This window comes from Rothia sp. HSID18067 (assembly GCF_003989445.1).
GTDB lineage: Bacteria > Actinomycetota > Actinomycetes > Actinomycetales > Micrococcaceae > Rothia > Rothia aeria.
On the sequence record NZ_RBMF01000003.1, the window covers coordinates 1 to 15,495 of the forward strand.

15 protein-coding genes are annotated in these 15,495 nt (G+C 60.3%); 4 read left to right on the plus strand and 11 right to left on the minus strand.

Annotation, left to right across the window (positions count from 1 at the left end):
* Positions 1 to 232: 232 nt before the first annotated feature.
* The gene (locus tag D8M23_RS08760; protein WP_126854477.1) at positions 233 to 631 is read right to left on the minus strand and encodes a hypothetical protein; all 399 of its coding nucleotides are present in this window, start codon (positions 629 to 631) and stop codon (positions 233 to 235) included.
* Positions 632 to 650: 19 nt separating this feature from the next.
* Here D8M23_RS08760 and D8M23_RS08765 point away from each other — a divergent pair, with 19 nt between their 5' ends.
* Complete coding sequence (locus tag D8M23_RS08765) at positions 651 to 947, plus strand: hypothetical protein (RefSeq protein ID WP_126854478.1); 297 nt, start codon at positions 651 to 653, stop codon at positions 945 to 947.
* A 161-nt stretch (positions 948 to 1,108) separates the two neighbouring features.
* Here D8M23_RS08765 and rlmB read toward each other — a convergent pair whose 3' ends face one another.
* From rlmB to ispD, 4 genes are all read right to left on the minus strand, one after another.
* Positions 1,109 to 2,095, minus strand: a complete 987-nt coding sequence (rlmB, locus tag D8M23_RS08770) for a 23S rRNA (guanosine(2251)-2'-O)-methyltransferase RlmB (RefSeq protein WP_126854479.1) — start codon at positions 2,093 to 2,095, stop codon at positions 1,109 to 1,111.
* A gap of 63 nt (positions 2,096 to 2,158) precedes the next feature.
* Positions 2,159 to 3,589: a cysteine--tRNA ligase gene (gene cysS / locus D8M23_RS08775; protein ID WP_126854480.1), complete on the minus strand. Its 1,431-nt coding sequence runs from the start codon at positions 3,587 to 3,589 to the stop codon at positions 2,159 to 2,161.
* Between the two features lie 78 nt (positions 3,590 to 3,667).
* Entirely contained in the window at positions 3,668 to 4,192 is a 525-nt protein-coding gene (gene ispF, locus D8M23_RS08780) for a 2-C-methyl-D-erythritol 2,4-cyclodiphosphate synthase (RefSeq protein WP_126854481.1), read from the minus strand.
* 89 nt (positions 4,193 to 4,281) lie between these two features.
* Positions 4,282 to 5,040: a 2-C-methyl-D-erythritol 4-phosphate cytidylyltransferase gene (gene ispD / locus D8M23_RS08785; RefSeq protein ID WP_126854680.1), complete on the minus strand. Its 759-nt coding sequence runs from the start codon at positions 5,038 to 5,040 to the stop codon at positions 4,282 to 4,284.
* Between the two features lie 449 nt (positions 5,041 to 5,489).
* Here ispD and D8M23_RS08790 point away from each other — a divergent pair, with 449 nt between their 5' ends.
* On the plus strand, positions 5,490 to 6,218 hold the full coding sequence (locus tag D8M23_RS08790; RefSeq protein ID WP_126854482.1) for a hypothetical protein: 729 nt from the start codon (positions 5,490 to 5,492) through the stop codon (positions 6,216 to 6,218).
* A 120-nt stretch (positions 6,219 to 6,338) separates the two neighbouring features.
* Here the strand turns inward: D8M23_RS08790 and D8M23_RS08795 are convergent, their stop codons facing one another.
* From D8M23_RS08795 to D8M23_RS08815, 5 genes are all read right to left on the minus strand, one after another.
* Complete coding sequence (locus tag D8M23_RS08795) at positions 6,339 to 7,025, minus strand: response regulator transcription factor (RefSeq protein WP_006887604.1); 687 nt, start codon at positions 7,023 to 7,025, stop codon at positions 6,339 to 6,341.
* 86 nt (positions 7,026 to 7,111) lie between these two features.
* Positions 7,112 to 8,170 (minus strand): sensor histidine kinase, encoded by a 1,059-nt coding sequence (locus D8M23_RS08800; RefSeq protein ID WP_126854483.1) that lies wholly within the window; start codon positions 8,168 to 8,170, stop codon positions 7,112 to 7,114.
* 190 nt (positions 8,171 to 8,360) lie between these two features.
* Positions 8,361 to 9,098: a phosphoglyceromutase gene (locus tag D8M23_RS08805; protein WP_006887623.1), complete on the minus strand. Its 738-nt coding sequence runs from the start codon at positions 9,096 to 9,098 to the stop codon at positions 8,361 to 8,363.
* 141 nt (positions 9,099 to 9,239) lie between these two features.
* Positions 9,240 to 9,557 (minus strand): DUF2516 family protein, encoded by a 318-nt coding sequence (locus D8M23_RS08810; RefSeq protein WP_006887602.1) that lies wholly within the window; start codon positions 9,555 to 9,557, stop codon positions 9,240 to 9,242.
* Positions 9,557 to 10,750 carry a trans-sulfuration enzyme family protein gene (locus D8M23_RS08815; RefSeq protein ID WP_126854484.1) on the minus strand — a complete coding sequence of 398 codons (1,194 nt, stop codon included), beginning with the start codon at positions 10,748 to 10,750 and terminating at the stop codon, positions 9,557 to 9,559. Before D8M23_RS08815 ends, D8M23_RS08810 begins: the two co-directional genes overlap by 1 nt.
* 145 nt (positions 10,751 to 10,895) lie before the next feature.
* Between D8M23_RS08815 and tmk the strand changes: the two genes are divergently transcribed.
* Both tmk and D8M23_RS08825 read left to right on the plus strand, forming a co-directional pair.
* Positions 10,896 to 11,630, plus strand: a complete 735-nt coding sequence (gene tmk, locus D8M23_RS08820) for a dTMP kinase (RefSeq protein WP_126854485.1) — start codon at positions 10,896 to 10,898, stop codon at positions 11,628 to 11,630.
* Positions 11,627 to 12,766 carry a DNA polymerase III subunit delta' gene (locus tag D8M23_RS08825; protein WP_126854486.1) on the plus strand — a complete coding sequence of 380 codons (1,140 nt, stop codon included), beginning with the start codon at positions 11,627 to 11,629 and terminating at the stop codon, positions 12,764 to 12,766. Before tmk ends, D8M23_RS08825 begins: the two co-directional genes overlap by 4 nt.
* On the opposite strand, the gene D8M23_RS08830 is transcribed toward D8M23_RS08825, so the two are convergent.
* Positions 12,767 to 15,241 carry an RNA ligase gene (locus D8M23_RS08830; RefSeq protein WP_126854487.1) on the minus strand — a complete coding sequence of 825 codons (2,475 nt, stop codon included), beginning with the start codon at positions 15,239 to 15,241 and terminating at the stop codon, positions 12,767 to 12,769. It lies immediately after the preceding gene.
* Positions 15,242 to 15,495 lie beyond the last annotated feature (254 nt).

Below are 15,495 nucleotides of genomic sequence, written 5' to 3' on the forward strand. Positions count from 1 at the left end.
CAGTCATCATTCAGAGCCAACCACAACATCAACAGCACCCCTTCAGGGCCCCTCGCCGCGGCGACTCATACAACTATACACACCCCCCACACGACACGCAAATCCACATACCATGAACTACACCACACATAAAGCAGCATGTGGGTGCTACCTACAAAACTAGGGGTAACTGCTCAACGCAGTTACCCCCATATACGCTATCTTCTCGGCATAGCAACCTACAGAAAAGTTCTTACTCCTTATTCTTGGCCGTCACAGGCTCCACCGGGGCCGCAGCCTTCACAGCCTTAGGCTCCGATGCTTGGCGCGCCCCAACACCCTGCTGTTTTGTGGCTTGTTCAAAAGGAGAAGCTAATGATTTGCCGTCGCCGCCCTCCTTCGTCATTTTTCCGTCTGCAGATACGCTGTAGACAGTTCCGTCCTGGTATTTAAGAGTCCAGGAGCCGTCTGCCTTCACTTCATACGTCCTGTAACCGTTAGTCGCCGCGTAGGTGTAGGAACCATCAGCGTTAACAGTTAACTCTCGAAGATCATCCTTCTCTTCCCAAGACCCGTCCTTCTTCACAATGAGCTGGGCGGTCTTGTAGTTCTTACTCCACGAGCCATCATCATTAACAATTGCTTCACCCACAGGATCACTAGCCGTAGCCGTGCGGTTACCGCTGCTGTCTGCACCATCTGCCGGAGCAGTACTTGCAGATACTGAAGACGACGCAGTTGAGCTTGCCGAAGATGATGCACTGCTACTTGCACTAGCGGAAGATGAAGAGGCCGATGCCGCAGACGAAGACGATGCGGAGGCTGAAGATGATGCACTAGAACTGGAAGCAGCTGATGATGAAGAGCTATTCGATGCTGAGCTATTTGAGCTCCCGCATGCACTCAAACCCAGCATAGCGACAATACTCAGCGACACTACAGCAGAAGCAGGACGGATATTCATGTGATGATTCACTTCCCTCAAGTAAAAACTGTACGTCTTCACATGTACGTCGAAGACGGTATGACTATAGCACCGTATACCTTGAAATACCTTTAAATATGAAGCTAACGTTAAAATTTTACACAAATGAGTTCTCTACACACGCACAGTGGTAAAGGGGTACCGCTAGTGAGACTCGGTGCGATGGCGCGATACATCATAAAGGGTAATACCCACTGCCATTGCGGCATTGAGAGACTCCATAGCCGAATCAATGGGAATCGACACGATCTGATCGCAGGTCTCCGTCACCAAACGCGAAAGACCCTTACCCTCGGAACCAACCACCACGCACAGAGGTTCAGAAGCGAGCTGCAGATTCGGCAGGTCTATGTCTCCCCCACCATCCAAACCAATCACAAACATACCCTGCTCTTTTGCCTGCTGCAGCACGCGCGTCAGGTTCGTTGCCTTCGCCACCGGAATGCGCGCCGCCGCACCCGCACTCGTTTTCCAGGCGCCCGCAGTCACCGCAGCAGAGCGACGCTCGGGAATAATGACTCCATCACCGCTAAAAGCCGACACACTACGAATAATTGCGCCCAAATTTCGAGGATCGGTAATACCATCCAGCGCCACGAAAAGCGGAGGCGACTTAAGTTTGCCAGCATGCCAGCGCTCCATAACATCCAGCACCAAATCGGTAGCATCCGGGTACTGGTAAGGCGGAATCTGCATTGCGATCCCCTGATGCACGGCACCATCCGTCAGGCGGTCCAGCTCACTGCGGGGAATCTCCAGCATGGGCAGGTTCTTCTTATTCGCCATCGTCATAATGTCGCGCACGCGGTCATCAACCTCAATACGGCTCATCACGTACAGGTGCTTCGCTGGAATATCGGTGCGAAGCGCCTCCAGAACCGCGTTGCGGCCAGTAACAAGTTCATCGCTCACGCGCTTGCCACCCAGACGCGTCTGGAACTTACGGTTCGTGCTGGTAGCCGCCCGGCGCTCCGCTGCGCGCTTCATCTTATACGCCTTGTGATAAACGCGGTCCTCAGCCTTCGGGGTGGGCCCTTTACCTTCCAGCGCACGCCGACCGTGGCCGCCGGTGCCCTTCGTTGCACCCTTTTTCTTTGCGGTAGCGCCGGGGCGCGAACCTGCCTTAGCCATATCTGTAATCCTTTAGTTCAACGTCTGTCATGCCCGCTTCCGGGGCGATTTTCGGGGAATGTGTTATGCGTTAAGGCTCCACGTAGAGCCCTGCGCGCCGTCCTTGACCGTAATACCTGCGGCGGCGAGAACATCGCGCATCCTGTCGGCGGTCACCCAGTCCTTCTCGGCGCGGGCACTCGCGCGCTGTTCCAGAATAGTATGAATAAGCGCATCTAATGCCTGATGCTCCGCGCCAGATGCTCCCGAACCGTCAAGACTCATGAGCGAAATCAGCCCCAGCACGTTCGCCATCGCCCACACGGCGTTTGCGCATTCGGAGGCATCCGCACCGGCGGCAAGCGCGGCGTTACCGGCGCGGGTCTGCTCGTGCAGCACCGCGAGCGCGCGCGGAATATTCATATCGTCATCGAGCGCATCCGCAAACTCCCGCGGTACGCGACGATCCTGCGGATTCGGGACCATAAGCTCCAAGGTGGCGGCGAGGAATGCCTCCACACGCTCGATAGCAACCCGTGCTTCTTCTAATGAAGTGGGGCGGTAATCCAGCACCGAACGATAATGTGCCGAACCCAAGTAATAGCGCACCACCAAGGGGCGAGCCTGTTGCAGCATTTGCACGGGCGAAATGGTGTTGCCGATTGACTTCGACATTTTCTCGCCCTCGTAGGTGACCATACCGTTGTGCATCCAGAAGTTAGCGAAATCATCGCCCGCAGCCGTGGACTGCGCCAGTTCATTCTCGTGATGCGGAAAACGCAGATCCAGCCCGCCGCCGTGAATATCGAACCGCTTCCCCAGATATTTACCCGCCATCGCGGAGCATTCCAGATGCCAGCCGGGACGACCGCGGCCCCACGGCGAATCCCACGCTGCGGTCAGGGGTTCGCCTTCCTTATACCCCTTCCACAGGGCAAAATCGCGGGGATCACGCTTGCCGCGCGGGTCTGCGTCGGCGGAATCCTGCATGTCGTCCACGCTCTGGCGGGTGAGCGCGCCATACTGTTCCCAAGAACGCACATCGAAGTAGACATCCCCAGAATCGTCAAGCGCCGGGTATGCGTGCCCGCGGTCGATGAGGCGCTGAATAAGTTCAAACATTTCTGGGATGTGACCGGTCGCGCGCGGCTCATAGGTTGGCGGGTCAATACCCAACGTCGCATATGCGCGCGCAAAAACTTTCTCGTATCGATACGCGAGCGCCCACCACTGCTCGTTGGGGTGTTCCCCAGTGTAGGTGGGCTGTGCAGATTCAACGGACTTCGCCAGAATTTTATCGTCAATATCCGTGACATTGCGCACGGTGGTGACTTTGAACCCGCAGTAGCGCATCCACCGCGCAAGCTGGTCGAAGACCAAGGCGGAACGGATATGCCCCACATGCGGTTCGCCCTGCACGGTGGCGCCGCAGTAGTAGATGCGTGCCTCGCCGGGGACTACCGGTTCAAAATCGCGGATGCTTGATGTTGCTGAATCATAAAAACGCATAGTCACAGTACCTAGTTTACGGGGTACAGCACCCAAGCGGCGGGTACCGCCGGGTTCTCATTTAATAATCTTCCGTCCGGGGAACTACACCACAGGGTAAAGGAGTGCGGTGGCAACGGCTGCAACGCCTTCGCCGCGTCCGGTCAGGCCCAAACCGTCGGTCGTGGTCGCGGTAACGGTCACCGAAGCCCCAGCCGCTTCACTCAGAACGCGACTGGCTTCTGCGCGGCGCGGTGAAAATTTAGGGCGGTTACCGATCAGCTGCACACTAATGTTGCCGATCTCAAAACCTGCCGCTCGCACGATTGCCGCCGCCTCCGAGAGAATACGCACCCCGGATGCGCCCGCCATATCTGGACGATCCACCCCGAAGTTACTGCCCAAGTCTCCGGTACCGGAGGCGGCAAAGAGCGCATCGGCGGCCGCGTGCGCAACAACATCGCCGTCGGAATGCCCACTGAGCCCGCGTTCGCCCGGCCAGTACAGCCCCGCGATCCACAGCTCGGTGTTTTCCTCCCCAAAGGCATGCACGTCTACACCGGTTCCTACGCGGGGTATGAGGGGGGTCTGAGGGGCGGGGCGGTTCTGTGTGCTGGTTGTATCTGTCATGGCGTGCCTTTCGTCGCGGTGTACTGTGGATCCCCCACCCTCACCTTCCTGTGACGAAACGTCATGACCCGGCGGGGCAGGTGTACGGGTTAGGCGGCAGAAGAATCGGGTGCTGCGTAGAGAGCCCTGGCAATGCGCAAATCCATGGGCGTCGTAATCTTAAAGGCGTCCATGTGCCCGCGCACGGTCACTACCCGTCGGCCCGCCGCCTCAACGGCCATCGCGTCGTCCGTGATCTTCTCAGACTCTTCAGGAGGCAGCCGTCGGCTGCGGCGGTGCGCCGCCTCAAGAACCCGCCACTCAAACCCTTGCGGGGTCTGTACGGCGCGCATCTGTGAGCGGGGCGGGGTGCCCGTCACGTACCCGTAGGCGTCTACTGTCTTAATCGTATCGACCACTGGAAGCACCGGGATCACTGCGTCCGAGCCAGTGTTCAGCTCATCCAGTACCCGCTGGTACACTTTCGGCGGGGTAAACGGCCGGGCGCAGTCATGAATCAGAACCACACGCGGGGCAAGGATCTGCTGCAACGAACATACTGCACGTACTGTACGCATTGCCGCCACCACAGAGGCGGTGCGGGTGTCCCCGCCGGTGCTCACCATCGCCCCGAACCTATTGGCGTCATCGTAGAGTTGCGGGCATGTCTCACTACAGTTGGGGGGCAGAGTCACCACCGTCATATCGGCGACCCCGGAGTCGTGAACCCCCTGCAGCGCATGGTGCAGCAGGGTTTTACCGCCCACCTTAACGGCGGCCTTGGGTACCGGCTCCCCCAGGCGCGTGCCCGAGCCCGAGGCGAGCACAATGACCGCAACGTCAATATCGGTCACACCAAGTTTATTCATCACGTAATGAGCGTACCCGATACGGCGGATACTTGAACAAAACCAGCCCCCGCCGGGGAGGTGAAACCGCGCCCCGCAGCGGCTACTGCAGGGAATACGGTGCACTATACGCGCAGGTGGAGGCCGCAAAAGCCGCCAGCCCGTGGGGAAAGCCGCGGGCACTATGTGATATTGAGCTATGCGTGTTCCCGTCCACGACCCAAAGCTCTCAATACACCCGAGCTAGAGCCGTCCGCTAACCGCCGCTACGGCGTGAACAGCCCATTGGGGAAACCTGGGGAGTCATATACCGACGTCTTGTCGATAAATTGCTAGAATGGTGCAAGAGATTACTTATCTCACGCCACGGTTCGCGGCCGCCCACCGTCCGGGAGAACGCCCGCGTCTGAGGCGTCTAGCACGCACACCGAGCCCTCACCGGCTCGCCACCACACCAAGGAGGACGGGTCGTGAAGTTCACCGTTTCTACAGCACTCAAACGCGCCGGAGCGGGCCTAACGCTAGGGGCTACGTTACTGGCTGTCAGCGGGTGCGGGTATATTTACACCCAGCCAACTACCCTGCATTACGCCGCATCCGACGGAGTACACAGCACCATTAACGGCAATATTGAGCTGCGCAATATTATGGTTGTCTCCCACGGTAAAGGCGCCGAAGGGCGAGTGCTAGGCACCGTACTGAACAAAGGCAACAACGACGCGACCGTCACCTTCAACTTCCCCTCTGGGGCGAAAACCGTGAACGTCCCCAAGGGGCAGCAGGTGCGCCTGGAACAGGATGACCACAAGCTCGTGATCCCGCAGGTGGCGCCACAGCCCGGAGAAACCCTGAGCAACACGCGTGTATCCGTGGGCGATGCATCGGGCACTCTGAACATCCCCGTCATGGACGGCACCCTCAAAGAGTACAAGCCGTACCTGCCTGGTAATGCGAACGCTTCAGCCAGCGCCTCCCACACCGGTGCCCCATCCGCGAGTCATGCAGCGACCCCCAGCGGCAGCGTGAGCCCCTCCGCTGTACCCGAGACCCCACGCGCATCACACGATGCCACCAGCGGGCGCACCCCAGAGGCGACCGCCGAAACCAGCCAGGCACCCACCCTGAGCCTGGCCCCGGGGGCGACGGAGGAACCCACCGGTGCGGAGCAGTCCGCCTCAAGCGCCTCACCCCAGCGTTAGAACAAGTTCAGCGGCCGGTTATAGAAAAACACTAAAACAGAACAACGGCGGGTGCCCGCCAGCAGGTTGTTGCATCCTGCAGCTGCGGCACCCGCCGTTTACAGTGTGGTACCGCTGGGGCTACGCCTCAAACTTATATCCCAGCCCGCGCACCGTCACCACGTACCGGGGGGAAGAAGCCTGCGGCTCAATTTTGGAGCGAAGACGCTTAATATGCACATCCAGAGTCTTCGTGTCCCCCACATAGTCGGCACCCCACACCTGCTCAATCAGGGAGGCGCGCGTCATCACCCGCCCCGCATTCCGCAGCAGAATCTCAAGAAGCTCGAACTCTTTCAGCGGCATCGAAACCTCGACACCGTCCACAGTCACCACATGCCGCTGCACGTCCATCCGCACCGGCCCGGCCACCAGCGGCGCACGGCTCTCGTCCTCTTCAGGGTCCCCGCCGCTGCGGCGGCGAAGCACAGCCCGGATGCGCGCAATCAGCTCACGCGAAGAATACGGTTTTGTCACATAGTCGTCAGCGCCCAGCTCAAGGCCCAGCACCTTATCAAGCTCGGTATCTTTGGCAGTGAGCATAATAATCGGCACAGAAGAAACCGCCCGCAGCTGTTTACACACCTCAAGCCCGGACTGCCCCGGGAGCATCACATCCAAAAGCACCAGGTCGGCGCCTTCACGTTCGAAGGTGGGCACCGCCTGCAGCCCGTTATCCACCACAACAGGCGTGAAGCCCTCCCGGCCCAGTAGGTACGCCAGGGGGTCTGAGAGAGCTTCCTCATCCTCAACTATCAGGATTTTCACCGGGGTCTATACCTCCGCTTAGGGTTCGTGACGGCTACTACCATTATGCCGTATACGCCCCTGCGGCCGCTGCCGCCCCAGCTGCCCTAAACCGCCGTATCGGCAATCGGCAGGGACAGCGTGAACGTGGACCCCTGCCCCGGCACCGACTGCACCGACACCTGCCCGCCGTGCTGCCCCATCACATGTTTGACGATGCTCAGCCCCAGGCCCGTGCCGCCGGTCTGGCGTGAACGCGCCGCATCAACACGGTAAAACCGCTCAAAGATGCGCGCCTGCTCTTCCTCCGGGATGCCCGCGCCCTGGTCAGTCACCGAAATGTTCAGGGTGTCCCCCTCACGCTCAGCCAGCAGATCCACCCGGGTTTTTTCGGGCGAGTACCGCACCGCGTTTTCCACCAGGTTGTGCAGGGCGGTCCCCAGCAGCTCAGGGTCGGCGTACAGCTCACCGCTGTAGTGCACCTGAGCCTGCAGCACAATGCTTTTCGCTTCGGCCGCTAACCGGTTGCGGTCAAGCGCCTCGTTCACCAGCGCATCCGTAGATACCAGGGTGCCGCAGGCAATCACATCCGCTGACTGCAGCCGAGACAGCTCAATAATATCCCGCACCAGCGCCGAGAGCCGCTGCGATTCACGGCGAAGCCTGCCCGTGAAGTACTCAATCGCCTGCGGGTCGTCGGATGCCTCCTCAATAGCCTCAGCCAGCAGGCCAATAGCGCCCACCGGGGTTTTCAGCTCATGTGAAACGTTGGCCACAAAATCATTGCGCACACGCTGCACACGGGAAATTTCGGTGCGGTCATCGGCCAGCACCAGCATGTACTCGTCCCCCACCGGCGCCACCCGCAGGTCAATGACCAGCGTCTCGCCCTCGCCGCGGTCCACTTCGACCTCCTGCTCGACGAAAATACCCCGGTGCCGCACGGCGCGGATCATCTCGGACAGCTGCTCAGAAACCACCGTATGCCCGCGCACCAGGCCCATCGCGTAGGCCCCGGGGGACGCCTGCGCCACGCCGCCGACCTCATCAACCACCACGTAGGCGCGGCCAATCACCGCGAGCACCTGCGCCGCTCCGTCACTCAGGGCGGGCTCAACCACACTATTATTCGCCCACTCACGTTCGCTGCGGCGCAGAAAGCTCATGCTCACAGCACCCAGCAGCAGGCCAATAATACCCGATATGAGAATAACCAGGGCGGCTCCCCCTCCTTCCTAACGTCGCCGTTGTCAGATGTCCGCCGGTGCGGGCCAGCAAAAACATGAAACCCGCCTCCTACGTCACACATTATCCCGAGGAGACGGGCTTCACGCCTACAAATCAGTTGGTGAGAGTTTACTTACCCTGGTTGGCGACGGCCGCAATCGCATCCTTCGCGGCTTCAGGGTCAAGGTACTCGCCCGGCTTGACGGGCTTAAAGTTCTCATCCAGCTCGTAGTACAGCGGGATACCGGTCGGGATGTTCAAACCGGCAATATCCTCATCGGAGATATTCTCCAGGTGCTTCACCAGCGAGCGCAGTGAGTTGCCGTGCGCCGCCACCAGCACAGTCTTACCCTCAGCAAGATCAGGCTTAATATCGGATTCCCAGTACGGGAGCATACGGCCCAGAACATCCTTGAGGCACTCGGTGCGGGGTGCGTTCTCAACATCAGCGTAGCGGGGGTCGTTCGCCTGCGAGTAGGGGTCGTTATCGTCCAGCGGCGGAGGCGGCACATCGTAGGAGCGGCGCCAAGTCATGAACTTCTCGTCACCGTATTCTTCACGGATCTCAGACTTGTTCTTACCCTGCAGAGCACCGTAGTGGCGCTCATTCAGGCGCCAAGTGCGTTTGACCGGGATCCACAGGCGGTCAGCCGCATCCAGGGAAATATTTGCGGTGTTAATAGCGCGTCGCTGCAGGGAGGTGTGCACAACATCCGGCAGGATGTGGCGCTCTTTCAGCAGCTCGCCGCCGCGCTGAGCCTCAGCACGGCCCTTATCTGTCAGATTAACATCAACCCAGCCGGTGAACAGGTTCTTCTCGTTCCACTCAGACTGGCCATGGCGAAGGAGTACTAGTTTATAAGTCATACCCCTATTCTTCCACCCCCAGCGCGGCTTGTCATGCTTTAAGACGCTTAAAAGCCGGGGTGTGGGCACATTACGGCACAAATGCCGCTGCCCACACCCGCACGGATCACCGCACCCGGCAGTACCCCACTATGGCACCAGTTACAGGCGGCGCCGGACGCTGGGGTGCACATTCGTCAAAAACACCATCGCAATGGTGATGGCAATCAGCTCAAACAGGAGCATGCTGCTCATCATCCCGCCCCTCAGCACCAGCCACAGCATCAGCACCGAAAACAGGGCCGAACCGCCGGTGAGCCCCATCCAGAACCCCTTAGTGCGTTTATCGTGGAACTTATAGGCGTTCGGGGCTGCCGCAGCCGCCTGCACAAACGCCCACACGCAGGTGGCAGCGGCGGCTACTGACAACACCAGATCCGCCCAGTACATGAACAGCATCACCAGCTGAATCGGCGACATTAAGCGATCTCCTTCAACGCATTTACCAGATCGTCGTACAGGTCATCCACATTCTCAATCCCCACCGACAGGCGCAGCAAAGACTCCGGAATGGAATCCGGCTCATTACCGTGACGGCGGCGGCGCTCCACCAGCGACTCAACCCCACCCAAGCTTGTGGCCGGGGTCCACAGTTTCAGTGCCTCAACCACGCGTTGGGCACCAGCCGCATCCGTATTCAGCACCACGCACAGCACCGCACCAAACCCGCCGGTCATCTGCTTCTTCGCCAGCTCATGCCCCTTATCAGTGGGCAGCCCCGGGTAACGCACCTGCACCACAGCCGGGTGCTCCCCCAGCCGCTCAGCCAGCACCTGCGCATTCGCCATGGAACGCTCAACCCGCACCGCCAAAGTACGCAGCCCACGCAGCCCCAGCCACGCCTCCATAGGCCCGGCAATCGCCCCGTTTGTGATGCGGTGGTGCAGCATCGCCTGGTACAGCGCCTCGTTTGAGGTAACGCTCACGCCCAACAGCACATCCGAATGCCCCGCCAGGAACTTAGTAGCCGAATGCACTACCACATCCGCCCCGAACGACAGCGGCCGCTGCACCAGCGGAGTGGAGAACGTATTATCAACCGCAGAAACCACACCCAGCCGTTTCGCAGCCGCACAAATTGCGGGCACATCCCCCACCTCAAGCATGGGGTTCGTGGGGCTCTCAATCCAGATGAGCACCTTCGGGGCGGCATAGTCAACAGTGCCGGGGGTGACACCGGTACGGGCTGCCGCATCCTCAAGGGCAGCAATAACAGAGGCGGTATCCTCAAGGTCATAACGCACCACCTCAGCGATACCGCGGCGCTCCAGATCCTTACACATGGTCACCGACGCCATATAGGCGTGCTTCGGCACCAGAATAACGGAACCAACCGGCACCAAGTCGATCACCGAAGCAACCGCCGCCATACCCGAAGGAAACAGCAGACCCGGCTGGGTGGCGCCCTCAAGGCGGGCAACGACTTCTTCCATTCCCTCCCACGTATCATTCGCGAACCGCGCATACACGCGGTCATTCACCGTATCAACCGTGTCAGTGCCACGGTAGGTGGAGGAAAGAATAATGGGCGGGTTCACCGGCGCATCATGCTCATGCGCGGGACGCCCGCCGCTCACAACAAAAGTATCGGCAGAGAAACGTTCAGAAGTCATACCCTTAAGAGTGGCACAGGTTCACGCCCGGCGCATCCCGGCCCTGCCACAAGGCTACAAGGTTTTACACGGCTGTAACCTGCGCCCGAGACCGCAAACACCCCGCACCCCGCGCGGACCGGGCAGGCACGGTACCCTAGATAGGGTGAAGGATTCTCTGAGTTACACCCCCGGCACCGCAGACCACCCGCGTGTGAGTGACGGCACCGCAACCGGGCTTTTTATCGTCTTTGAAGGCGGCGACGGCTCCGGCAAAACCACCCAGCTGTCCCTGCTCGCTGATGCGCTCACCGCCCGCGGGTACACCGTGATCACCAGCCGTGAACCCGGCGGAACCGAGATCGGGGAGAAACTGCGGGACCTCGTGCTCAGCAACAGCGGCGACCCGGTTGATGCCCGCACCGAGGCTCTCATCTTCGCCGCCTCCCGCGCGGCACACGCGGCGCAGAAAATCCGTCCTGCGCTCGCCGCCGGGGCGGTTGTACTCAGCGACCGGTATATTGACTCGTCTGCCGCGTACCAGGGGGCGGGGCGCAGCCTGGGGGTGGAGAGCATCATTGACCTTAGCCGCTGGGCCACCAGTAACCTGCTGCCAGATGCCACCCTTTTCCTTGAGGTGCCGCCCGCAGCAAGCGAGCAGCGTGTGAGCGTACGCGGCACCACCGACCGTATCGAAGCCGAAAACACACAGTTCAAGGCCCGCACCCACACCGCTTTTACCGACCTGGCGCACGCCGAAACAACAGGCCCGCACACGGTCATTGACGGCTCAGGCACCATTGAGCAGGTGCACGAGCGGGTGCTTGCCGCCATCACGCCGCTACTTGCCCAGCGGTCACTGCCGCGCGAAAACACCGCACCAACTAAGGAGGCGCTGTGAGCCTGTGGGACGCCCTCCTAGCGCCTGAGCCCGTGACGGCGCAGCTACGGCAAGATGCCTCTTCCCAGGCTCCCACACACGCCTGGCTTTTTACCGGCGGGGCGGGCTCGCTCAACCGGCAGGCCGCCTCCGTTTTCGCCGCAACCCTGCTCTGTGACCAGCCCGACCCGGCAGACCGGGGGTGCGGTACCTGCCGGGGGTGTGTGACCGTCATGAACGGTTCCCACGCCGACTTCACACATTTCCGTACTGAGGCGGTGAGCATCAGCATTGATGAGGCACGTGAACTGGTTCTCAAAGCCCAAGACCGCCCCTCGGTGAGCCGCTGGCGTGTGATTCTGCTGGAAGACACCGAACGCATGCCTGAGCGCACCTCCAACGTGCTGCTGAAAGCGATTGAGGAGCCGCCGCCGCACACGATCTGGCTGCTGACCGCCCCCTCCCCCGCCGATGTGCTGGTCACCATCCGTTCACGCTGCCGCCCCGTGCAGCTGCCGGTGCCGCAGGCACAGGCGATCGCCGCGTACCTTGAAAGCACAGGGGTTGAGGCGGGGCTGGCCCGCCGCGCCGCCACCCTCAGCCTCGGTGACGCCGAGGTAGCGCACCGGCTGGCAACGGTACCGCAGGCGCTGACCCGCAGGGAGGATCTTGCGCGCCTGCCGTTGCGTATCCGCACCCTGTCGTCGGCAATGGAGGCGGCTGAGCGGCTGATTTCGCTGGCTGAGCAGGATGCCGCCGACGCGACGCAGCAGCGTGATGCCGCCGAACGCGCCGAGCTGCTGGCGATGCTGGGCATCGCTGAGGGTGAGCGGGTGGCCCCGACCCTGCGGGCTCAGGTGCGCCGTCTGGAGGAGCAGCAGAAGCGGCGGGCGCGGCGCATCCAAACCGATACGCTCATCCGCGCGGTGGCCGATATTCAGACGGTTCTGCGGGATGCACTAACCCTGCAGCTGGGGGCGCAGGCCCCTCTGCTGAACGAGTATCTGCGGGAGCCGCTGCAGGAGTACGCGGCGCGCACCAGCCCCGCGCAGACCCTCTCAGATGTTCAGGCGGTTGAGACAACCCTGCGGCGGCTACGCACTAACGCGAACGCCCGCCTGGCCTTGGAAGCTCTCATGAGCAGGTTCGTGCGGTAGCTACTGCGCTTGTCCCCAGCGGCCGCGCGTGCGCACCCCGTCAAGCAGCACATTCAGGTGGGGTGCCAGGCGCGGCAGGTTCCACACCGGGCGTGCGGAGATGTCCTGCACAATATAGTCGTCAAGGTTAATTCCGGCCTGCCGCGCATTGTGCTCAAACCGTTCTATATCCTCATAGGCGTGCGGCGAGTGTTCAAGTTTCTCCGCTGTTTTCAGGTAGTCCACGAGCACAGGGATTGAGCGGGCGCGTTTCGTGGCGGAGTACCCGGGTGCCTTGATTTTGACCATATAGCCTGTAGAGTCGCGGATAACCCAGCCCTCAGCGTCGCTTGTGCGCGAATCCTGAAGCAGGCGGGTGAAATCGGCGTCATTCTCTAAGACGATTTCTGTAACCGCTGCGATGCGCACGGGGCCGTGTTCCTTGGTGGGGCGCGGCTGTGCGAAGGCCTGCGGGGAGAGCCACAGGTTTTCAAAGCGGGCTGGTTTCACGCTGAACTGCGCGGTGTTCGCAACCAGATCGAGCAGGTAGAGCGTGACCTGTTCGTAGGGCACAATGTGCGGGTCGCGGAACGGGTCGACCACCTCAACGGTCAGGGATGAATCTATGCGGGTGAGCGCCTCGGTGAGCCGGGTGAGTTCTTCCTCGGTGAGGGCCGCGCGCAGGATGCTCTCGGCGTGGCGGCTGTAGGCGGTTGCCCCGCCTTTACTGTAGACGGTCAGCACACCGTCGAAAACCGTAATAATCGCCAGGTACCCGTTTTCTTTGGCGCGCGCCACGGCCGGGTAGGCGAGGCGTTTGCGAACGTGTGCCTCGCTCTCGTGCCCGGGCTCGTCCATATTGAAGAATTTTTCGTACCCGCGCCCCACAATTTTGCCGGTTTCGGCGTGAATAAACAGCCCGCGCGCTTTGGCGGTGGTCTTATCCCAGGCGCCTTTGTAGAAGGCTTTACGCGTGAAATTGCACGCGAGCACTCCCGCTGGTTCGGTGGCGCGCACGTTCACGTTGGGGTTGGTGCGCATCTCCTCCAGCAGGCGATGCCCGTCGTTGAGCGGTTCTGCGGCACCGTCTGCGGTGCTTTTTGAGGCGCCCGCCGCTCTACTCCCCGAGGTGTAAGGGTCGGGGATGAGGGAGCTCGATGGAATTTTCACGATTTCACGCTTCCACACGGCTTTCTCAGGTGCCCCGGATACGCTGTCCTCACGGCTGAACACCGCGGCACTCAGCTCGCCGCCGGTATATTCGACGCTGCTTTCTAACGGAATGAGATTACTGTATCCTTCCGAACCGAGCGCCGCCGGGCGGTGACCGTAAATTTGGGTGATACCGGCGGCCCGGCTCAGGTCGTTGAGCGTGTCTTCGTAGCCCGCGTACTGGGTTTTACCCGCCCGCGCCTGCGGGTACGGATTAGAACCCAAATAGAACGTTTCATCTGCATACAGCCCCGTGAGGTACCCCTCCCCTACGCCTTCCAGCGTGCGATGGGAATCCGCGAAGAGCTGCGGTGCAACCCCGGCGTGAGTCACGAAATAACGCTCCTGCCCGAGGGTAAAGGGCATCATATTTACGGCTGTGTTGAGCATAGCGATCACTCGGCTGTTGTACACGCCGTGGGCGGCGAGAGCATCTAGGGTTTCGCGGGCGTCACGGTAGCGGCGCACTCCCCGGATAGTGTGCATGATGGAGCGTTCGTGGTTGCCCATCACCAGGTGCACATTGGGCAGGGTGCCAAGGGCGGGTTCGAGAATGTCAAAGACTTTTTCGGGGTTTTGCCCGCGGTCAAAAAGGTCACCGGCGAATATCCAGCAGATGTTTTCATCGCTCAACCCGGTTTCGGGTGAGAGAGTGTCAATAAGTTTTTCGAGTTCACCACCCATGCCCTGAATATCGCCGACCACGACTACTTTATGGTAGTTATCGAGCGCACGCACCGGGGTAAAGAGCTCGGCGAAAACCTGGTCGGGGGCGATGTACCCGGCGACCACATCCCGGTAGTTTTTGAGGGTGTTGCGCCAGTTCTCGCGCAGTTCACGGTGGTTGTTGTAGGCGGTCTCGATAACCTCTTCGGGGACGCGTTTGGTGTATTCGCGGGTTCTGTTGCGTGCATACAGTTCGTCGAGGGTGAGTTCGCCCTGAAAATCGACAAGGTATGCGGTGTAACAGTATTTGCGCGCGAATTCGAGGAAGGTTTTCATGTTGCGCAGCAGCACGTTCATATTGTCGATAAATACGGTGTTGCCGTGCCGCATATTTTCTTCCACGCAGTCGTTTACCCGGCGGATAGCCTTCGATTCGGCACTGGTGTTTTGTGATAGGGCTAGTGCGGGCTGATTATCGAGTGTGTAGGTGATGTATCCGCATTTGCGGCGCTCAGCGTCCCAGGAATGGGTGAGGTCTGCAAGTTCGGGATGCGCGGCGATCCAGGTGCTCTTACCGGCGCCCGCCGCACCGGCTAAGAGGAAGATTTTACGTGCCATTACTATTATCTTTTCGTTATCTTTGTGTAGTGGTTGGTCTATAGTGTTTTAGACCTTACCGGGTTACCCGGGCTGGTTCAACATATAAGGTCGTTGAGGTGAGCTATTTAAGGTATCGCAACACGTGCTCGAAGATGCTGTTCTTCACCTTTCAGCCACTCACAGTTTTAATCCGCGGCACATGGCTTTCAGCGTATAGGCAAGCGTAGGCACACTAATATTATTGAAAACCTGCGCTTAATATAATTTTGAGC